Source organism: Sporofaciens sp. St.21A7 (assembly GCF_059728535.1).
Map to the genome: position 1 here is coordinate 4,744,811 of NZ_BAAGFN010000001.1, position 21,653 is coordinate 4,766,463.

A 21,653-nucleotide genomic window follows, 5' to 3' on the forward strand; every position below is an offset into this window, starting at 1 on the left:
CTGTTTTCTACTCTTACAGTGTATACCGCCAACCTTACAGCCACATTCCCGTAACCTTACATCTACCTTACATTTTCTCAAACGGCTCGATTTTCAAACTGATACATGATATGATTGATACAGAAAATACTATAACGTAAAAGGAGCGGCCCTATGATACCAAATTACCTGAAAAATAAGCGCATACTACTCGTAGACGATGAACCAGAGCTGCGGGATATGGTTCGTTCTATTTTATTGGAAGAAGGATTCACGAACCTTCGGACTGCCGGCAGCGTCCGGGACGCCCTTGATACTGCCAATGTATTTCATCCTGAACTGGCAATCCTTGACGTTATGCTTCCGGACGGAGACGGGTTTACCTTGATGGAACAGTTGAAATATGCTTCTGACTATCCGGTCTTGTTTCTGACTGCCCGGGGCGAGGACGGGGACAAATTCAGAGGTTTTGGGCTGGGAGCAGACGACTATATGGTCAAACCATTTCTTCCAAAGGAACTTGTCTTCCGTATCGCTGCAATTCTGCGAAGAACCTATAAGGATGAGAATCCGCTGGTGACGCTGAAACATTGTGAGATTGATTTTGAACGGGCGGAGGTTCTGCGGCGAAAGGAATGTGAAGCCAAACCGGGCCGGCGCATCCCCTTAACAGCCAAGGAATATGAGATTCTTCTCGCCCTCTATCGCAACGCCGGGCGTATTGTAACCATCGATACGCTGTGCGAAGCCGCTTGGGGAGATAATCCCTATGGATATGAAAACTCCCTGATGGCGCACATCCGCCGCATCCGGGAAAAGATTGAAGCCGCCCCTTCTAAGCCGGAATCTCTGATCACCGTCAAGGGGCTGGGATACAAACTGATAGTGCAATTGGAGAAATGAACATGAAAAGCGTTCCTAAATTAATCCGGCGTTTTCTCGCCATTTTGATGCTGAGCATCATCCTGCTCTTCTTTCTGAATATTGTTGTATTGATTACCCTTAATTTGCAGCAGACACCCGGGGCTTCTCCTTGGACGACCGCTGTGGAAACCGGCGCCGCCCTGCAAAAAACAGAAGAAGGAGACGGTTATGTTCTTCCAAAGGACGCATCCCTGATATTGTCCAACGAAAATGTCTGGGGGATGCTGATTGACGACCACACCCACCGGGTCGTCTGGCACACAGACAATCTCCCCGATGAAATCCCCTTGGAATACTCCCTGTCGGATATCGCCGCCCTTACCCGCGGTTACATCATGGATTATCCTGCTTTTCCCGGCGAATCCGCGGATGGCCTGGTGGTCCTTGGCTATCCCAAAGACCGCTACTGGAAACATTTGTATCCCAACTGGGACTATCATTTTATAGCCAATTTGCCCAAATACCTATTGAATGTGTTACTTGTAAACGCGGTTCTTATCTTTCTTATTTACTTTACCGCAAACATGAAACTTCTGCGCTCTGTAAAACCTATTACAGAAGGAATACAAAAACTGCCCACCAAAGAACCTGTTTTCGTGAAGGAAAAAGGGTTGCTGTCCGAGCTTGCCGCGAATATCAATCAGACTTCAAGGATTCTGGAATCTCAGAATTATCAGTTAAGGAAAAAAGAGAATGCCCGCGCTAACTGGATTGCAGGAGTTTCCCATGACATCCGCACACCGCTTTCTATGATAATGGGGTATGCCGGGCAGCTTGAGGAATGCCCGCGCCTTACTGCGGATGAACGCCGGAAAGTGTCTGTAATCGTGAGACAGTGTACGCGAATGCGCGACTTGGTCAATGACTTGAACCTTGCGTCAAGGCTTGAGTATGACATGCAGCCCCTTAACAGGACGCGGGAAAATGCCGTCGCTATTGCAAGACAGGTCGCCGTTGATTTTATCAATATGGACGTCGGCGGAAAATATTCGATAGAATGGAAGACCTCGCCGGAGATTACGGATTGTCCTGTTTCTGTGGATAAAAATCTGATTTGCAGGGCAATCTCTAATCTGATTCAAAACTGCATCAACCACAATGCAGACGGATGTACCATCTATGTCTCCGTGCTTAGGAAAAATACTTGGGAAGAAGCTGGCGATGAAGCTCCCGGGGATGATAATGATTCTATGGGGAACTTGGGAGTCTGTATCCTCCGAATAGAGGATGACGGAACGGGTATGTCGCCGGAAATCATTCACAGATTGAACTCTATGCCTCATTATATGGTGTGCGACAGTAATGCCCCAAAACAGCAGCATGGACTGGGGTTATTGATTGTCAGGCAGATTGCCAAATCACACGGCGGGGATATGCGAATGTGCCAGAGCGCTTATGGGGGATTGTGTGTAGATATTCTGTTACCGTTCATTCCTGCAATCTGATGCAAATTGGGACAACATCTTGCAAAAAGCAATTTTCAGACACACTCTAGTACTCCATCCAGTCAGAAATCAAAGTACTGGGCTGTCTGGTTCGTGCCAGTGCTAGGCAAAATTTCGACGGCGATGTGGGCACATCGACTAGGAATTTTAACGACGCAATGGTGCGAAACAGACAGTTCAGGACTTCGGTTTCTGGCCGGATGGAGTACTACATTAGGATAAAATTTTTATTTTGTGAAAAAGAAATGTATCTTGCAATTAAAACCTGCATATGCTATAATGCCGTTAGGCAAAGAAATGTGAAGAAATCCATGTAGGCAAAGAACAAATCCCCCGACCGTAATGGCGTACAGTCGAGGGATTTTTCTTTTCTTTTTATAGTGGCAAAGCACCCACTAGGCTATTTGTTGCCTTTGTCGTGCCTGTCTAGCCATTTGCTGATGAGGTGGCAAACCACACCTGCTACGACAGTCACAAGAAATGTGAAGAATAACTCCATGCAAACACCTCCTCCCGTTGCCGGGTGTAGGTTAGACAACACAAGCATTATAACATATCAAGGAGCATTCTTCTATCTCTTTCTTAAAAGACTTTACTTGCATCGGATTGCAGCTGACACAATCCAATGCAAGTAAAGTAGAATATATTGAAAGGAGGGTTAGCATATTATTATGGAAGAAAAGAAAAAGCTTCCGATAGGAATTGAATTTTTCAATCATTTCAAAACCGACAACTATTACTATGTAGATAAAACAGGCTTTATCAGCGAACTTATCCAGACAAAGGGCAGTGTAAATCTTTTTACAAGACCGCGCCGTTTCGGGAAAAGCCTGAATATAGACATGCTGAAATCTTTTTTTGAGCTTGGCGCCGACGCCTCTCTGTTTGAAGGGCTGAAAATAGCACAAGAACACTCTCTCTGCCAGCAATATATGGGAAAATATCCTGTTATTTCACTCAGCCTAAAGGACGTTGACGGTGAAAATTACAAAGTAGCCTATGACAGCCTTGGGATTCTCATCAGTGAAGAGGCTGAACGCTATAGTTTTCTCATTGACAGCGAACAACTGACGACCTCCGAAAAAAATAAATTCCAGAAGTTAATGGACGGAGATTTTGAAAACAGCGCTTTCCTGTATAACAGCCTGAAACACGATTTCAGACGTCCGTTTTGGAGAATATTTTGGATTCACGGACGAAGAAGTCCGGGCAATGCTGGCTTACTATGGGTTGGAAGAAAAGTATGTCCTATTCAAAGAATGGTATGAAGGTTATCATTTTGGGAATGTGGATGTGTACTGTCCATGGGATGTGATAAACCAGTGTGATAAGTTCTGTGAATCGAGAAATGCTCCAATGGAACCTCACTGGGAGAACAGCAGCAGTAATTTTATTGTAAGAGATATACTGGAAAACTCCTCTGAAACTACAAAATCTGAGATTGAAGCTTTGATTTCCGGTGATACGATTCAAAAAATGCTGATTCCGGAACTGACTTACACAGATTTGGATAACAAGGAAACCAGAATACGGCAGACGTATCTGTGGAGCGTACTTTTTGCAACGGGATATCTGACAGATGCCGAAGAACCGAAAGGTAAAATACATCGTCTAGCCATTCCGAACCAAGAAGTTCTTGGTATCTATAAAGAACATATCCTCTCTTGGTTTCAAACGAATGTTACTCAAAACGCAGCCGATTGGACTCGTTTCTGCAGGGCATTCATAGATGGCGACAGTCCAACGGTTCAGACTGTTTTCAACGAATTTATGTCAGATTCCATCAGTATTCGCGATACCTGTGTACACAATCATTGAAGTAAAATATGCGGAAAACGGAATCTTTGATTCTGCCTGCCAGAAAACGCTAAAACAAATCGACCACGACGGATATGTTTCCGCATGCAAACAAGAGGGCATGGAGACAATCTATAAATTTGGTATTGCATGTTATAAGAAAAAATGTAAAATAGTATGTGTACCGGAAATATAAAAAATGTAGTATCATGAAAAGACGAGGAGCAAACCATGAAAAATGAAAGATTTGAAGTAATCTACTCTCAAGGCAAATTGACTGTAACAGAAATTTGGGTAGACAAAGTAACCGGCGTGAATTATTTATACCATGTCAGCGGTTACTCAGGGGGATTAACCCCCTTGCTTGACCGGGAAGGAAAACCCATTATTTCTCCGGTCATTAACCAATAGCTGACAACTCCACTGGGGGAGGGGCGCAAATCTCCCTCCCCCTTTCCTCATTTATTCCACCAATTCCCCAAAATCTTCCCGCTCAAATTCCTGAATCGAAATATGCCGCTTATTGGGATTGGCATACACAAAGGTCTTGTCTACATTTTCCAGATAATTCTGTATCTTATCATTGGTGGCGCTGATAATCGCCTGGAAACCAAGCCCCCGTATCAGGGAAATACAGCTTGCCACCTTCTCCGCATCCATCTTGGAAAACGCCTCGTCCAACACCACCAGCCGAATCGTCGGGTTCCTCTGATACCTTGCCGGTGTATTGACTTTATAGACCTGGGCAAAACTCGCCAGAAGAGCCACATACAAGGGATTCTGCCCTTCACCGCCGGAGTTCTTCTTAATCATCCTGCCAAGCCCGATTGCCATATCCTTCTGCCCTTTTATAATCTGCTGCATATCGAAAGACAGATACGTGCGGTAATCTGCGTATTTATCCATATTCTTCTTCGCCTCATTCAGCTCCTCCGAAGTCGCATTCTCCGGCGGGATAAATACATGAATCAGCTCATTCATCAGCTCTCCGTACTGGTTCTCATGCTCCATGGTAAACATGTCAAGCTGGTTCTCCATAGTATCGGTCAACTGCGAAGGATGAATCTGCAGTGCGTCGTCCATGAACATCTTATAATACCTTCCGTCCGCACCCTTGTTCTTCGTAATCACAAACTGATACTTATCCTTCCCGAAATCCAGCCCGCTGATAATCCGGTTCAGCTCGTCTTTGCGCTGGTATGCCTCCCGGATGGCGCTGCGGATTTTGAAAATAAAGTCGTCCTTAAAATGCTCGACGGCAGAACGCGCCTGTTCTTTCGCAGACTCCCGGAACGCCTCCAACTCATCGCATCTGAGATTTTCCAGCAAATCATCGTAAGGAATATTATCCCGGATGGCTGTAGAGAATGTCCGGTTCGGGTAATTCCTCACATAGCTGCTGCGCTCCTCCACTAATTTCTGGTAAGCCTCCTCCTCGGCTTCACGAATCGGGTAGAGGTCTGCAAGACGCTGACGCTTGAGATAATCGTAATTCCCGGATTTTCTGCCGGAGAGATATTTCTGAAATTCCTGCTCATACCGTTCTAGCCGCTCTTCCTTTTCATCGAGCATCCTTCCGTCAACACCCCCGCCGTCAGGCACACCTGCCGCCTTCCCTGATTCTGCCCGCAGTTTCCGCCGCTGCTCCATAATCCCATTCTCCGCCTGCAAAAGCTCCTCGCGCAGTTTTTCAATCTCCTTCTGGTAATTCCAGATGGTTTCCTGCACCTTAACCACCTGAGATTTCTTCACATCCTGTCTTTCCTGTAACTCCCGCTTCTTTGCCTCCCATGCATCCACAGACTGGCTCTTTAGCATCTCAAGCTTCTTTGCAATCTGGCTCTTTTGCTTCATTTTCCCGGAAATCTGCCGGATATCCCCAAGCTGCCCCAGATAATCCCCCATTGGCTGGCTAAGCCTCTCCAACTGCATCGTCTGGCGGATTTCCTCCAACTGCTCCTGCAAGGGCAGCCGTTCCTCCTGCAGCCTCTGGCACTGCTCTTCCAGACGGCGAATTCTTTGGCGCATACTGACATCTCCGATATAAGCGCATCTGGTATAATTTTCCGGGTGGATATGCTGCAGACGGAAACTATGGTACAACACGCAGTCCGGCGTAACGCCAATCTTGCAATCCCTAAGCTCCTCCACAGTCTCGCACTTCATGACATTTCCCAGAAAGAAATCGATATACGCCTGTACATACGGCTCTTTCGCCAGCACCTCTTCTGCCAGCGCGCCTTTCCTTGCAGGGTGAGATTCCTTCATCACCTTCTCCGTATCCAGCACAGACGCCCGGAAGAACTTCTTCTTATCCATCTGCTGATAAATATCCATGGCAATCTTCGCATACGCCGGTTCTACGATGAGCAGCAGCTTGTTATTTCCCATATAACCCTCGACCGCATTCTGCCAGCGTTCGTCTTTCAAATCTAATAAATCCGCAAGAATCTGAACATTGACAAATTTCCCGCAGCGCTCATGAAGGCGTCCCCGCAGCTCGAACCTTGCCTCTTCCAATTCTCTCGGATACGCTTTCTTCCCCTGTTTCAAGGATTTCAGCTCTTCCCTTGCCTCACGCTCTTCCTTCTTAATCCGCCGCAGTTCAGCGTCCGCCTCCTGCCTTTGCTCCTCCAAATCCTCCTGGATGTCTTGTAAGCTGCCCATGAGCCGCTCAAGCTCTTCTTCCGAAATGTCTTCATCCGCAAATTTATCAATATCCCACAACACCTGATTGGGCGTTACATCCTTGTCCTTCCACTCTTTCAGCCGCTCTGCCGTCTGCTGCCATCTCGCCCTGCTGTTTTCCAGACGCCTAAGCTCCGTATCCACAGCCTCCTGCTCCGACTCAAGCCCCAGGTAGCCGCTATTCGCAATCCGCAGGATGACCTCCTCATATTCTTCCTGGATTCCCCTCTGCTCTTTTTCAAGTCCGGCTTTCTGATTTTCACCGGCGGCAATCTCTTCCTGACGGCTCTCAATCTTGTCCCGGCATTCCTGCACCTGTGCCGTAAGCCTCAGCATTTCCAGACGCTCGATTTGGTAGGCACACATTTTCGCAGCCTCGCGTTTCCCGTCATAATCCTCATAACGCTCCCTAATCTGCGTAAGACGCCGGATTTCCTCCACAGTTTCCTCAATCTTTCCCCGCATCCGCCCATACTGCATGACGCTCTCCTGCAAGTCCTCGATATGGATATCCTGCTCCATGCAGATGTATTCTTTCACAAATTCCTCCAGTTTGATGTTCATACGGAACGGAATTGCCCGCTTGAACAGTCTTGGGAACTTCTCCATATCCAGTCCGCCCAGATAGATATCATAGAGCTGGCGGCGGAAACGCTCGTTGCTTGTGCCGCAATAGAACTGTTCCGGTGAAAATGTCCTTTGCAGATATTCCCGCAGTTCAAGAGAACTGAAACACCGTTTTCCAATCCGGTAGCCGTCTTTCAGAAACTCCCCCGTATGCCAGAAAAACAGCCGGTTTACATCGTTGGTCGCCGTATCCACATCGAATACCACACCCACGCACTGTTTTTCCTTCGTGTTGGTCTGCTCCATCTCCAGCACGATGGTACTGGAAAAATTCTGGTTCCTCAGGTATTGCGCCTCATTGTTCTCGCTGATGTTGACCATGCCCCGCAGGTATTCAATCAGGGTGCGGTCAGAATCGTCCGCCGCCGCCTTGTTGAAGAACCCTCTCCCGTCTGTGCTGGCGTACAGTACAATCTGCAAGGCATCGATGACTGTGGACTTTCCGCTTCCAGAATGTCCGGTAAAAAAATTGATTCCCTTGCTTAACGTCAGTACTTTCCTGTCTATGTAATGCCAGTTATTCAGGCATATCCTCGATAGCGCTTTGAATGGCTGTTTCGTCTCCAAGATTGTCCTCCTCCCCGAATGTCGCCAACAGTTCCCGAATCTCGTCCCCCAGCAATACGGCATTGATACAGGGGTAAATGATGATTCTCGTCTGCTCGTTCATTTCTTCTAACGTCTCTAGCGGCTCAATCATCTGGTATTTTCTCAGAAGTGCGATTGTGCGCCTCATTTCTGTGACGGAAGGCAGGCTTTTCAGTACCCGAAATTCCCCCGCCTTGCCGTTCATTGCGCCCAGCGTGGTCACGATATGGCTGCTTGAAGATACGCTCTCCATCTGCTCGTCGTAGATGAGTTTCAACACCAACAGGTAGATTGTCGCAAGCCTTGACAGCTTCTTTGTAAAGGCTTGCCCGCCTTGGATGTAGACGACGCCCATGTGTGCATTTTCTTTTAGGGTGATTCCTGCTATGGAAAAATACTCCCGCAAAAATTCCAGATGCTTGCTACACGTCCGGTATTCCTTTGCGTACTGCATCCGCCCTGTGCGCCGGTCGTATCGGCGTTCCAGAAGATAGGTCTGGGAGAAGAGGGTCTTAATGACTTCTGTCAGCATGTCCTGTTCTTCCTGGGTGATTTGTTCAAAATATTCTATCAATGTTTACCTCCCGGCTTCAATCCGTACTCTTTGCCAAATATTTCTTGTTAGCTCCTCTTCCAACTACAAGAACAAGCCCCTCATTAACCATTTTTTTCATAAGAGTAAATGAGCGGGTACTTTTTATCTTCAACAACTCCTGCACTTCTCCATCCGTAATCTGCCCATTTTCATGAATAAAATCAAGAATCGTCTGCATTTGCGGCGTAATGTCCAGTAAATTACGATTTTTCTTTTCATCCTTTACAGCTTTGTTCATATTTGGAAGGACAATCTTAAATGTATTTGAAGTCACTTCGATACGCGGCTGTAAGGCACATTCCCTGTATAAAAAATATATCTTACGAATGCCTGTTCCATAAGACTCGATCAAATGCAGACGGTGGAATACTTCTGCAAGATTTTTATTACGGGGCTGTGAAATCCCGCTTCGGATATCGTCAGGTGATAAACCTTGAAGAAGCCCGCCGATAGAAATAAACTCCATTTCATCGTCATTGACATTAATAATAACACTCCCGCTAAAACTATAGTCACGATGGACAATTGCGTTGAGCAATGCTTCACGCAACGCTTCTTCCGGATAATCTTCCTGCTCAACCCTGTCTAAGCCTTGAAATGTTGCAACTGTTTTATTGCAGAGCATAAGATATGAAAATGTATCTTCAAGTTGTTTAAATACTGAGCCTGAAAACTCTCTGCTATCACGAAACTGGGTATTAGCGTCATTGCCGAAAACCGCCACCTTTATTGTGTGCGCACATTGATCCGAAAGAATAAGCGCAAGGTTCGCATAAAGCGAATCGGATGAATCTGTGATACCAAGCGCCCGGTATTTTTCTTTCTCTACATTATATTTTTGAAAAGCATTTTTTGCATGCCTGAAGGTAAGCTCTTGCTCCATAGAACGCATTTCTTCAAAAATATCTCCGTCTGAGACCTTAATCATATGACAGATTTGTTCTGGCGATGCCTGTGCGCTTGAAGCGCCCTGACGTATATATACTCCGCTTGGCTTCAAACCTTTTGATTTTAAATAATACGGCTTAAAACTGCCCTCGCTTACTCTGATTTTGACCACACGGTTATCCTGCAATGTGTATTTTATGAACATCGTTATATCCGGCAAAATAGCGTCACGAATTCCATTTGTAATTCGGGTATAGGTATCGTCAACATCGTCAATACCAACGATATCGCCGTTATCATCTATGCCGATATAAACAGTTCCGCCGTCTGTATTGGCAAATGCAATAATTTCTTTATAAATATCGTCTACAAACTGAGCCTTGAATTCAACGTTTTCCGTCTCAAATTTCATTTCAAATACCTCCATAGAGCATTATATTTATATTATACTCTATTTTTCACTAAAATCAATGAATAGGAGTGAATTTTCGCTGAATTTTTAGTTTTCCGCTCTTTCCTCTTGGTAATAATTCGCCTGCGCGCTCCAAAGGGCGGCGTATAATCCTTGCCCCTCTAGCAGCTCCTCATGGTTTCCCCTTTCTGCAATCCCTCCGGAATCAAACACCAGAATATCGTCGCAGAACCTACAACTGCTCATCCTATGGGTGATAAAGATACTCGTCCTGTTTTGTACCAGTTCGTCAAAATGCTTATATATCTCATACTCACTAATCGGGTCCAGCGCCGCCGTGGGTTCATCCAATATCATAATCGAAGCGTCCTTATATAACGCCCTTGCAATCGCAAGTTTTTGCATTTCACCGCCGCTGGCGCTCATCCCGTCTTCGTTAGACGAAAACATCGGCGTATCCAGACCGCCCGGCATCTTTTCCACCGCCCGGCTTACCCCCGCCCTTGCAAGGCAGTCCCATACCCGATCTTTCTCATAGTTCCTGGAAACGGCGATGTTTGCCCCCACTGGGAATGCGAACATGGCAAAATCCTGAAATACCACGCCAAATAGTTTCAGATATTCATGGTAATCATATTCCCGGATATCAACGCCGTTTAAGGTAATGATGCCCTCGGTAGGCTTATAAAGCCCGCAAAGCAGCTTGATAAATGTAGTTTTACCTGCCCCGTTCCTTCCTACGATTGCCGTTTTGCAGCCGGCATGAATCCTGCAATTCACATTTTTCAGGGTCAGATTCCCATTCCCCGGATACTGGAAGCCCACGTTGTGGAATTCAATTTCATACTTCTCCTTTGCGCCGTCAGGAACCCGTAACGTCCCTCCCCTGCTTTCCTCCTCCATTTCCATAAAGTCAAGCAATCCCTGCATGAATTCACATTTTCTTGCAATTTCCCCGTTCGTCCAGACAATCCTTGTCATGTCGTCCATAAATTTGGTCATCGCCCCTGCGTATTTGCTGAAAGAACCGATGCTGATTGCCTTGCTGCAGATTTTCCATAGAATCAAGGCATAAGAATAAACGGTAAACGCCATACTGATTCCCTGTCCTGCCAATTCTTGTTTTCTCTGGACTTCCCGCATCCTTTTATACAGCCCGGAAGACGCGCCTAAGAATCCGCTGAAATTCTGCAGAAGCATATCCTTCATACGGTACAGATGGGTCAGCTTATTTGCCTCCGGGTTTCCGTAAATCTGCTCCATATAGTAGGACAGCCCTTCCTCTGCGTCCCCGTGTTCCGCGTAAATCTGGTTCTGCTGCCCAAGGAAACGCCCGCTTGAGAAGAGCGTCGCCTTCATCACCACACAGACCGCCCCCAAAAAGCTGGCAACAGACACAATCACGCTGGCTTGCCCCATCTGCCCCCTTGCAAAACACATGCGGGCGACCATCCCAACCGCAGCCAGCCCGGATATGGCACAGCCAAATAGCTGCTGATACAGGAACAATATTTCTTCTAATCCCCCATACATGTCGATGGTTCGCTCTGCCAGATAGATTTTCCTCTTCACTGCCGGGTCTTCAAAGCTTTCAAAGGTCATAGACAGAGCCTTTTTCCTCATTAAAATCTTCAAATCCGTATATAACATCTGGTATTTTACAGCCCAGATTTTGGACAGCCGGTTCTGCAAAAGCCCAAACACCAGAGTAAGCCCCACCAGAATCCCAGAATGGAGCAAGGCTGTCTTCCATTCCTGTGCCAGCAAATCGTCAATTAGCATCGCCGAAATCACAAGCCCGGTGTAAAAAGTAACCGCTTCCATCAGGGCGGAACAGGCAGACATTCGGATGGCGCCAGGGTCTAATCGGTGAAGCAGCTTTAAAAGTGAAAGCCCTGTTTTATGAAACTTAAATTTATCAAACATATCCCTGCTCCTCCTTCCGATAGTATTTCGCCTGTATCTCATACATATTGGCATACTTCCCCTTCCGGCTCATTAATTCTTCGTGGGTTCCAACTTCTGCCACTTTCCCGTTTTCCAAAAACAGGATTCTGTCGCAAAATCTGGTGGAACTAAGCCTGTGGGATATAAATATACTTGTTTTCCCTTGGGTTAGCATACTGTATTTCTGGTATAACTCGTGTTCCGCTATGGGATCAAGGGCGGCGGTCGGCTCATCCAGTATCACCACGGGGGCGTCTTTATAAAGTGTCCTTGCAAGCATTAATTTCTGCATCTCTCCTCCGGATAACTGGATTCCCTCCGGGTCTAACGCCTTTGTGACGCTTGTTCTTTCTTTGTGCGGCTGCTTTTGGGTAAACTCCCAAAGCCCTGCCATAGTAAGTTTTTCTTTTAATTGTTCCCCGTCTGCCTCTTTTTCCGGAACGCCGGTCACATTATCTGCTATGGACGCCGCAAATGCGAACACCTCCTGGAAAGCGGCTGCAAATTCCCGGAAATAGCTTTCCTTGTCTATCCTGCGGATATCCGTCCCATCCAAAAGTATCCTGCCCCCCGCAGGCTCGTAAAGCCCGAGCAAAAGTTTGATGATGGTGCTCTTTCCTGCCCCGTTCGTCCCTACCAGCGCCAGTTTCTCCCCGCTGTTTACCGTAAAGTTCAGGTCTTCGATGCATGCTTTTTCCGCTTCGGGATATTGGAAACTGACGTGTTCCATGGTCAATGTGTGGGGTGTCCCGGGGTTCGGAGCATTTTCCTCCCCTCCCCTTTGTTCCTCGCCATAGCTTAGATAGTCTTTGAAATGTCCTACAATCGTATTGTTTCTGGTCAGTTCTTTGATATTGCCGAACAATCCCATAATCCACCCGTTGAATCCTGCCACGACTCCGATGTTTAACAGGAACTGCTCAATCGACATGCGTCCTTGGTACATCAGATAGATAAAACTCCCGTACACAATGATATCCCGGACGAATGCCAGAATCCGCTCCAGATTGTCGAAGAGCAGGTAATAACCTGCGCTTTTGTCCTGTAACTTCCGTGCTTTTTCCCGTATAGACGCAAACTCTTCTAAAAACCACTTCTGAGCCTGATAGATACGGATATCTTTGGCGCTCTTCTCATCCAATGTCGCCTGACACATGTATTGAAGCCGTGTGTATTCCCCGCCCAGCTCTTCCTGTACCAGACAGTCTTTCTTGCCGGTCAGCCTGCTTGCGAAGGCTGCCAATGATGTAAACCCAAGTAACATGAGGATGAAGAGCGGGTTCGCCGCGCCGATTACAATCCCATACGCCAACATTCCCAATAGGTTCACGCATATTTCCGTAAATTGTTTTAAAAAGATTTCAATCCCGTTCTGGTTTCCCTCATAGACCGCCCGTCTTGCCTTCTCAAACTGCCGCTGTCCTTGTGGGCTTTCACATAAATAGAATGGAATCTCCAGCGCTTTTTTCATGAGCCTTTCGCCCTGCTTATTCCGGAACAGGAACAGGATTTGCTCATATGTCCGTAGGCAATAGGTATCTGCCATCTGCAGGAGCAAAATTCCTGTTATGAAGAGTACCAGCCTGATAATCGGAGTCCCCAAGCCCCCGCCTTTTGCCATTGTTCCCACTACATAGCTTGGGAATACCGCGAGGAGCAACGGGCATAAGACCCCCAGCACAATGTGGAGAAAGGAATATATGTAAAAGCTTTGGAATCGGTCTTCTTTTAATAATCGCAGGGAAAATCTGAGATTATGGAATATATTGTATTTTTGCATATTACTCCCCCCTCTGGCATGCATTTATTGATAGCAGACATAATTACTCACAAAATGATCCATTAGCCTTATAATCTTTCCATCCAAATGATATTCTATTATACATTCCATGCATAACTCAAATATATCCCTATCTTTGCATTCTCCATTTTCCTTAAATGGCCATTCCATTATATTTTGCATAATTGACGCAACACAAATTTTACACAAATACTTCGCCCAACACGATACACAGACTTCATTATTATTCTTACAGTTTGTTTCCTGTATCTTAGCATTACATACTTCATCTTTTTCCAAAGCATATTTCTTGTCTCCCCAAAAATGGAAGCAATTATACTTTGTTCCATCATAGTCATAAGCAATTGAAAAATCTCGCATTAAATCATCACAATAATTAATGCTTCTCGATCCAAACGCCAAAGACATTAATGTACGATATAAATAAGGATTAATTCCGCCGCTTTGATGATTATCATATATTATCCGCGCTGACTCCCAGATATCAGTCTTAATTTCTTCCTTTGTCAGTCTATGGACTGGCAACAACTTTTCATCATTAGATAGCACTCTGCTTATTGTTGCCTTAACTCCTAAGCTTTTAAAAAAGCCATTAATATCATTATATGTATATCCAAGCTCTTCATGACATTTCGTATATGTTGCAGAACATTCAATTTTATTATAATTGATTCTTTTTGCTGTTTCAAGTCCTTGCATAACTTTAGCGTAACTTCCCTTTCCACGCAAAAAATCTGTAATATCCTGAGGACCGTCAATACTTATTGCCAACTTTACATTATGCTCTTTAAAAAACTTTAACATCTCTTCGTCCAAATACCAGCCATTGGTAACAATTTCGTAGTTTCCAATTTCTAACTTCTCATTAAATAGCGTAATTCCTCTTTTAATTAATGGATAGTTAATTAATGGTTCTCCACCAAAAAAGAAACAATTCCTATACGGCTAACCCCTTCTCCTAAAATTTCTTCTATGATACTTTCGAATATTTCTACAGACATTAATTCATCTTTTTTAGAGGCATACTTTCCACCATCTGCATAGCAATATTTACATTTTAAATTACATTTATTACTCATATTAAGAACTATTTTAGAAATAGTTCCTTCATTTACAATCTGCTTTTCACTAATAAATTCATCATTTTGTTCCATATATTTTTTAACATCATCTTTATTTGTTACTTTAAATAATTCTAGACTATTACCATTAAAAATATAACTTATATTTTTCTCCCCGAAAACCTTCAATAACTTTCTCAAATGTCCTCATCCTCTCATTATACTTTATTAAAATCTGCTTATTTATACCCAAAGGGCATCCCGTAATACATACTCCTTACAGGATAGAGTCCAACTATTCCATAAAAACATGCATTACGAGTTGGTCTTTATGGAAAAATACATACATGGCATAAAACTTATACCATGTATGTATTTTACATTACCGCCCTGCTCCACACGAATGTGACTGATAATGGCAACCTGTCTGTGGAGGTTTTATTACGCTTCGACATACAAACTCAACTTTTTCCATTTTCTCTCCCTCCCTTCAAAAAAGCTCAGGCTGTTTAAAAGGTACTAATAAACTTTATCAACATCCCTCTCACTTTTTTCATATTCAGCACCGGAAACATATATTGTTCCCTTACTGTGATTATAAAATATCACACACCACTAAATAATTCCATGTCGTCTCTTGTTTCTTTTTAATAACACAAAACGATAACTCATCTTTTAGCTTTTCAAGGAATGTGCCACAGGGTATACCTTAAATCAATACGGCAAAATTACCGACCTTTTCATATTGCACAACCTCCCCGCCAATATTATAATAGGTTCAGGAGGTGAGTACCAATGGGAACCTATCTGAATCCCGGCAATCAAGGTTTTTCCGGCATCCGCAACGACATCTATGTAGATAAAAGCGGACTTATCAGCCTGATTAACGACACAATTGACACTCCCCGCAGGCTGACCTGCTGCAGCAGGCCCCGCCGGTTCGGGAAATCTTTCGCCGCACAGATGTTATGTGCATATTATGATAAAACCTGTGATTCTTCCAATCTTTTTGACGACCTTGAGATAGCCGCAGACGGTAACGGCGGTTATAAGAAATACCGGAACAAATTCGACGTCATCTACCTCGATATCACGAACATCATGGGAGAAGCAGGGACCGAAGATTTACCTTCCTTTATCCGCCGCAAAATTACAGAAGAGCTTCTGGCTGCATATCCCAGCCTGAAAACAGACGACTCCTTCTCCACGACCCTGATTAACGCCACTGAATTAACAGGGAATAAGTTTATTGCGATTATTGACGAATGGGACGCCCCTATCAGGGAAACGCCGGCGGTTCAGAAGCAATATCTGTCATTCCTGCGCACATTGTTCAAAAGCAGCGGAACTACCGCCAGAATATTTGCCGCAGCATATATGACCGGAATCCTGCCAATAAAGAAAGACGGCTCACAATCTGCCATCTCAGACTTTCAGGAGTTTTCCATGGTCTGTCCGATGGAATTTGCCAAATATGCAGGCTTTACCGAAGCAGAAGTGCAAAAATTATGTAGCGATTATCATATGGATTTTGCTATGATGAAGCAATGGTATGACGGATATACACTGGAACATATGGATTCTGTGTACAATCCCAATTCCGTCATGAAGGCTATCCGAAACAAGAAATTCAATTCCTACTGGACAGAAACCTCTGCCGCAAAAAGCCTGATGGGATATATCAGCCTGAACTTTGACGGTCTGTCAGCCACTCTTGCCAAACTGCTCGAGAAATCCGGCTGGAATTCAATAAGGCAATCCGGGAGGTAAAACGTGACGATACCTTACGGCGTATCCGGGAAAGCGAACAGCTAATTTACGATACCGTCCACAAAAATTCCTCGGCCGTTGCCGCACAGATTGAAAAAATCCACGCAGAGGAAACCGCTATTCTTTACTACAATAATGAACAGGCATTGCGAAGCGTAATTAAATTGGCATATTTTAGTTATAAAGACCACTATCTCAAATTTGAAGAACTGCCGTCCGGACAAGGATATGCCGATATTGTATATTTTCCGAAAAAAACTTCACCCTTGCCCGCACTGGTCATCGAATTAAAATGGAATCAATCCGCAAAAGGCGCAATTCAGCAGATAAAAGAGAAAGCATATCCGTCGATACTCTCTGACTATGGAGGCGATATTTTGTTAGTCGGAATTTCCTATGAAAAAGACAATACAAAGACCTTCTTCCAATTACTTTACAAACATAAGCAAATGCGATAAAATTATTAGTAAATAGATTTGCTGTGAAAGGTGGTACGGAATATGGAAGAAAAGAGACGCGACAGACGAATTAGCCTGACGGCACGGTTAGCGATTAAGAATATGAGCGACAGTACAGCCAAAACCGAAAACGTAGAGATTGATGTGCTGAATGTATCCAAGACAGGCGTGGGATTTATCTGCGCCGCCCCCTTATTGATTGGAGAAGTGTATGAAGCCGATTTAAAAATCTGGACGGATGAGATTATCCATGCATTTTTAAAAGTGGTCAGAATCGAGCAGACAGAAGACGGACGTTATATGTGCGGGACAATCTTTATTGGACTGCCGGAAATGAACGCCAAACGGATTGAAATCTACGATTTGCTGAACCGGATTGACGAAGGTGTACCGCAGTAGAATTTTATCGCTTCAAAATGTAACATGAGGCTGCCCGGAGGTGTGGTTTTCAGAAAATATTAATATATTGCCCGAAAACCACACCTCCGGCAGCCCCATGTTTTTTCTGCTTTTTTCAGCTCTCCCCTTTCAGACGCCCCGGCGCACAAACCTGAGAGCCGGATATCGGTATCCGTTTTGCTCCACAAGAACCGCGTCTTCCTCAAGAACCGCATACCTGCTGTTCTTTCTCGTGCTGTAATCATATGCCAGAATCAACTTCTCGAAATCTTCCCCGTCCCGAATCACCAGCTTTGATGCATCCATGACCTCATCTGTCATATGCGACTCAATGAATTCCTCAATCTGCTCCTTGCTGTACCGAACCTGAATCCTGTTCAGACGCAGCACGTCATCCTTATCCAAATCCGGCGTTTCCACATCTGCCTCCAACTGGCTTACGAAATCCTTCCGGCTCTTGCGGCGTTTGTACAACGACTTCTCCGACAACATTTCCACAAGGGAAAGGTTCATCTTTTCCCCCGTCTTATCAAGCAGCTCTTCCTGGTCTTCCCCTGCCGCCATCCGGTTCAGAAGCCTCACCACCAACCCCTTTGTGTCCGATTCGCCGCTCAGGAGATAATTAAGCCTTGTCACCGTCGCCCGTACGTATTTTGTATGTTCCTTATCCATATTGGAAATCCGATGCTCGATATCGTCGAACCCTCGGTCAATCAAATCCAGAAGTTCCAGCACATCGTCCCTTGTATCCCCCATTGCCCGGGCGCACCTGCGGACATTCTCAATCCATTCCTCATTTTCCCGCATTTCCTGAATGAATTTCTTGATATCCATCTTGTAAATATAGAAATTATCGGAGGTTTTCAGGATATGGTACTTCTTGCGCACGATTTCCTCCACATACCCCTCCAGATGCTCCCTAAGCAGCTCCCCGTAGGATTCCTGCTCCAAAAGCCGCCCGAAAAACTTATCCATATTGTGAAGCATATCCTGCAGCGCCTTATTCAGCCTTCTGGTATTGACCAACGCCGTCCGAAGCATGCTTAGACTGGCTCTGGGGTCATTGCGGAACGAAAACAACGTTGCATACACGTTCTGAATGTAAATGTCCGTCTCTTCCATCTCATCGGAATTCAGACGCTCGAACGCATCAATAAACACCGCCGAATAGTCCGGAATCACAATATTAGTCACCAGACTATGGTAATCCTCAACCCGTTTCAGCCAGCCGGTTTTCAAAAGCCAACTCAGGATTCGTGCGGAAGGCGTCTCCATCATGTCCGTCTCCGTGTCGCTCTCCTCCGCCTGTAACTCAAAACGTTTCCTCGCGTTCATGTCGCCCAACACCTGAATACAAACTTCTCTGGTCAGGAAATAATTACTGTACTGATATTCATCATTAATGCATAAAAGCGCTTCTATATAAATCTCCCGGTTCACGCTTCGGAATAAACTCCAAAACGTGTCCGGGATCTCGTTACGTAACTGCATACTTACTTTCCTTTTTTATCCGGGTTCTTCTGAAAGACATCCTTCCAGAAGCTAAATCCTTTTGAAGCGGCAGCTTTCTTCCAGCCGACTGCCACAGGCGCAGCTTCCGGGACTACAAACTGGATTCCTTTATCCGTCTTCGTTACCTCAGGATAGACGATGGTTCCTGCCTTCTCCTCTCCGATATCTTTCGGGTAAATGTAGGCGACCACTGCGTCATGGGCGCTCTGCGTAATCCCCTTTGGATAGGAGATTGTAACCGTCATCCCTTCGTCCGGGTCTATGTCCGCCCTCACCCTTTTCCACTCCGACTCACCCTTTTCCTTACGCATCAGCGTAACGTCGTAGGTATTCACATAGGTCTGGCTGATACCTTCCTTCATCACAGCCTGGATCAGCCCTTTCTGGATTTCGCTTGGAAAATCATAATCCGGCTCAAGCCTTAACCCATCCGGCACATAAGATATCCCGCTCTCGATATCCAGCCGGTACGCCATACCGCCCCCAAATTCCAGCTCCGGCGGTGCAACCATAATCTTCACGTCGTTAATCACTGCCGGGAGAACCGGAAGCTCCTTAGGCAGCGCATAATTTCCTGCCGCCTCGTCGTTTCCGAGAGAATACCTGTCATTTTCGTCCACCCATCCAAGGGTGATCTCTTGCTCGTCTCCGGAAAGCCCGTTATGGGTTCCGGTAATCTTATCCACCGGAAAACGTGTAGTCAGCTTCTCGCCCTTGGCGTCCGCGGGAAGGATTCCCTCTACTCCCAGTTCGCCGTAGACGTAGACATTCCCGTCCCTGGTATTTCCGGCAATCTCCATATCCCCGGTATTCCACGTAAGCTGTATGGGCGCAATCGTCCATTCTTTCACTGCCGATGTATTTCCCACAAGCACGTAGTTGCCCGCATAACCTTCCTCAAGAAAGAAATCCACAGTCACCGCGTATGTTCCTGCATTCGTCGCGCTGTTTACGCCGCCAATGGAAACTTTCAGCCCCTCCGGCATATCTGCCCGGAAATCAAATGACTGAACCGTACCGTCATACACAAATGAAGTCTTACTCCTCTCTTCCCAGTTGATTTTGGAAACGTCAATCTCTTTCGGGGACACGGAAACACCTACGGAGCAGGTGACTTCTTTTCCGTTTTCCTTATAGTACAGCGTCACAGACTCCTGCCCTACGTTCAGGTTCCCGTCTTTTACCTTCACCGAGTCATTCGTCAGCGTCTTGGACGCCCCGGAACTGTATGTGACCGACGCCTCCATTCCTTTCTTGCTGAAACGCTCCCCATAGGTATACTGGGTCTTTTCAGGCGGAGTATTGAGTACCAGTCCTGTCAGTTCCCCAGCGTCCAACACCTCGAAGGTCTTGCTCGCCTGATTCGATTCGTCGTCCGGGTCGGTAAATGTAACCGTGTAAGTCCCTTTCTCAATGACTTTGGAAGGACTGATTTCCAGCTCCCAGTCGCCGCCTTCGGCACGATTAAATATCATCCCGCGCACTACGGCGGTTGCACCGCTCTCCTCTATACTGTCCTGAACGAATTTCTTCACATAATCCGTGTGATCCTCGCCCGTGCCGTAGAGTGTTCTGTCCGGCACGGAAAACATGTCTGCCGTAATCCCGCTGAGTATATAGAACTTCCCGTCGCCGCCAAGCCAGCCATTCCCCGCAAGGCTGCCCTCATCGCCAATCCTTAGCGTCCCGTTGTTCACTAAGCTGCCCTCAAGGGTCAGGGGATATCTCCGCGGGACTGTCAGCGACCCTTTGCCGGATATGGTCAGTGTCTTGCCAAAGGGAACCATCAAGCCCTCTTTATTCAATGTATAATCGCCGTACACCTGCCCGTCAGCCCCGTCAAATATGACGCCAGATTCAAACTCCCGCTTGCCTGCGCTTACACTCCCCGCATCAATCCATGCCGTCCCGTCATCGTCGGAAACCAGACTGCCGCTCTGGGCCGATGTACCGTTATTCCCCTTGCCAATGGATGATGTGCTGATTACGCCGCTGTTAATCTCAATCGTGCCGCAGTTAGCGTTCGCCATATCATTTCCCTGATTATCTCTAAACGTGCCGCCGATTCCTGCGCTTGCAGACGCCGCGCCGACCCATGCGTCCAATGTGCCGCCCGCCTTCGCTTCAATCATCAAAGACGCATCTTCCGGCACTGCAATTGCAGCGTACCCGTCGGACTGTAACACGTTGGTTCCCTTGAGGGTTATGCTGACCTTTGCCTTTGGCGCTATGTAAACAGGATTTGCCGCAGCATGGATTCTGACACTGTCCAGTATAATCTCATGCCGCTTGCCGCTTACTACCGTCACGACATTTGCCGTCTCCTTGCCATCCGAGGTGATGACATAGCTGCCGTCTTCTGGACCGTCTTTCAGGTCGCCGCCGTTTTGCCGGTAGCCGTCCACGCTGATTTCAATATCGCCTTTTGTCAGATCCAGATTCACATTGCCGGAAGCATGCGCTGTTGCTGTCAGCCCTCCCCAAAGGAGCAATGCGGCGGCGGTTATCTGAGCCAGTTTCCATCTGATCTGTAATCGCTTCTTTTTCATATGCTTGACCCTTCTTCTATTTCATGGCTTTACAGTAAAATTACGTGATAAGTATAACATAACCCGTCTGCATTTTCCAGAACAACCTCTTTGGCGTTATTGAAAATTTCTCCCAATCAATCCCTCAGATTCCTTGAATTTTATGTCGAAAATTGTTATGATAGAAAGGCAGATGATTGTTCAGATAATTGACTTTGGAAAACCTGCCGGGTT

General features: G+C 46.0%; 18 protein-coding genes. 9 read left to right on the forward strand and 9 right to left on the reverse strand.

Annotated features, from left to right (window positions below; translation table 11 throughout):
• The first annotated feature begins 153 nt into the window (after nt 1–153).
• From AC6I3O_RS23630 to AC6I3O_RS23655, 6 genes are all read left to right on the forward strand, one after another.
• On the forward strand, nt 154–882 hold the full coding sequence (locus tag AC6I3O_RS23630; protein WP_497852967.1) for a response regulator transcription factor: 729 nt from the start codon (nt 154–156) through the stop codon (nt 880–882).
• A 2-nt stretch (nt 883–884) separates the two neighbouring features.
• On the forward strand, nt 885–2,348 hold the full coding sequence (locus AC6I3O_RS23635) for a sensor histidine kinase (protein WP_497852968.1): 1,464 nt from the start codon (nt 885–887) through the stop codon (nt 2,346–2,348).
• Between the two features lie 671 nt (nt 2,349–3,019).
• Entirely contained in the window at nt 3,020–3,616 is a 597-nt protein-coding gene (locus AC6I3O_RS23640; protein ID WP_497852969.1) for an AAA family ATPase, read from the forward strand.
• Entirely contained in the window at nt 3,561–4,166 is a 606-nt protein-coding gene (locus AC6I3O_RS23645; RefSeq protein ID WP_497853623.1) for a hypothetical protein, read from the forward strand. The genes AC6I3O_RS23640 and AC6I3O_RS23645 overlap by 56 nt, the downstream gene beginning before the upstream one ends.
• Entirely contained in the window at nt 4,078–4,341 is a 264-nt protein-coding gene (locus tag AC6I3O_RS23650; protein ID WP_497852970.1) for a PD-(D/E)XK nuclease domain-containing protein, read from the forward strand. Before AC6I3O_RS23645 ends, AC6I3O_RS23650 begins: the two co-directional genes overlap by 89 nt.
• A 35-nt stretch (nt 4,342–4,376) precedes the next feature.
• Nucleotides 4,377–4,556: a DUF6440 family protein gene (locus tag AC6I3O_RS23655; RefSeq protein WP_497852971.1), complete on the forward strand. Its 180-nt coding sequence runs from the start codon at nt 4,377–4,379 to the stop codon at nt 4,554–4,556.
• A gap of 51 nt (nt 4,557–4,607) precedes the next feature.
• Here AC6I3O_RS23655 and AC6I3O_RS23660 read toward each other — a convergent pair whose 3' ends face one another.
• The 7 genes from AC6I3O_RS23660 to AC6I3O_RS23690 form a co-directional block, all read right to left on the reverse strand.
• Nucleotides 4,608–8,027: an ATP-binding protein gene (locus tag AC6I3O_RS23660; protein ID WP_497852972.1), complete on the reverse strand. Its 3,420-nt coding sequence runs from the start codon at nt 8,025–8,027 to the stop codon at nt 4,608–4,610.
• Complete coding sequence (locus tag AC6I3O_RS23665) at nt 7,978–8,622, reverse strand: DUF4194 domain-containing protein (RefSeq protein ID WP_497852973.1); 645 nt, start codon at nt 8,620–8,622, stop codon at nt 7,978–7,980. The genes AC6I3O_RS23660 and AC6I3O_RS23665 overlap by 50 nt, the downstream gene beginning before the upstream one ends.
• 16 nt (nt 8,623–8,638) lie before the next feature.
• Entirely contained in the window at nt 8,639–9,943 is a 1,305-nt protein-coding gene (locus AC6I3O_RS23670; protein ID WP_497852974.1) for an RNA/DNA-binding domain-containing protein, read from the reverse strand.
• Between the two features lie 87 nt (nt 9,944–10,030).
• Nucleotides 10,031–11,869, reverse strand: a complete 1,839-nt coding sequence (locus AC6I3O_RS23675) for an ABC transporter ATP-binding protein (protein WP_497852975.1) — start codon at nt 11,867–11,869, stop codon at nt 10,031–10,033.
• Nucleotides 11,862–13,670 carry an ABC transporter ATP-binding protein gene (locus tag AC6I3O_RS23680; protein ID WP_497852976.1) on the reverse strand — a complete coding sequence of 603 codons (1,809 nt, stop codon included), beginning with the start codon at nt 13,668–13,670 and terminating at the stop codon, nt 11,862–11,864. The genes AC6I3O_RS23675 and AC6I3O_RS23680 overlap by 8 nt, the downstream gene beginning before the upstream one ends.
• 24 nt (nt 13,671–13,694) lie before the next feature.
• Entirely contained in the window at nt 13,695–14,597 is a 903-nt protein-coding gene (locus tag AC6I3O_RS23685; protein WP_497853579.1) for a radical SAM protein, read from the reverse strand.
• Nucleotides 14,597–14,953: a hypothetical protein gene (locus tag AC6I3O_RS23690; RefSeq protein WP_497852977.1), complete on the reverse strand. Its 357-nt coding sequence runs from the start codon at nt 14,951–14,953 to the stop codon at nt 14,597–14,599. The genes AC6I3O_RS23685 and AC6I3O_RS23690 overlap by 1 nt, the downstream gene beginning before the upstream one ends.
• 594 nt (nt 14,954–15,547) lie before the next feature.
• Between AC6I3O_RS23690 and AC6I3O_RS23695 the strand changes: the two genes are divergently transcribed.
• The 3 genes from AC6I3O_RS23695 (at nt 15,548) to AC6I3O_RS23705 (ending at nt 17,379) form a co-directional block, all read left to right on the forward strand.
• Entirely contained in the window at nt 15,548–16,522 is a 975-nt protein-coding gene (locus tag AC6I3O_RS23695; protein WP_497852978.1) for an AAA family ATPase, read from the forward strand.
• A gap of 164 nt (nt 16,523–16,686) precedes the next feature.
• On the forward strand, nt 16,687–16,980 hold the full coding sequence (locus tag AC6I3O_RS23700) for a PD-(D/E)XK nuclease domain-containing protein (protein ID WP_497852979.1): 294 nt from the start codon (nt 16,687–16,689) through the stop codon (nt 16,978–16,980).
• A 42-nt stretch (nt 16,981–17,022) separates the two neighbouring features.
• Entirely contained in the window at nt 17,023–17,379 is a 357-nt protein-coding gene (locus AC6I3O_RS23705; RefSeq protein ID WP_497852980.1) for a PilZ domain-containing protein, read from the forward strand.
• A 129-nt stretch (nt 17,380–17,508) separates the two neighbouring features.
• Here AC6I3O_RS23705 and AC6I3O_RS23710 read toward each other — a convergent pair whose 3' ends face one another.
• Nucleotides 17,509–18,870: a Wadjet anti-phage system protein JetA family protein gene (locus AC6I3O_RS23710; RefSeq protein ID WP_497852981.1), complete on the reverse strand. Its 1,362-nt coding sequence runs from the start codon at nt 18,868–18,870 to the stop codon at nt 17,509–17,511.
• A gap of 2 nt (nt 18,871–18,872) precedes the next feature.
• Nucleotides 18,873–21,440: a bacterial Ig-like domain-containing protein gene (locus AC6I3O_RS23715; RefSeq protein WP_497852982.1), complete on the reverse strand. Its 2,568-nt coding sequence runs from the start codon at nt 21,438–21,440 to the stop codon at nt 18,873–18,875.
• Nucleotides 21,441–21,653 lie beyond the last annotated feature (213 nt).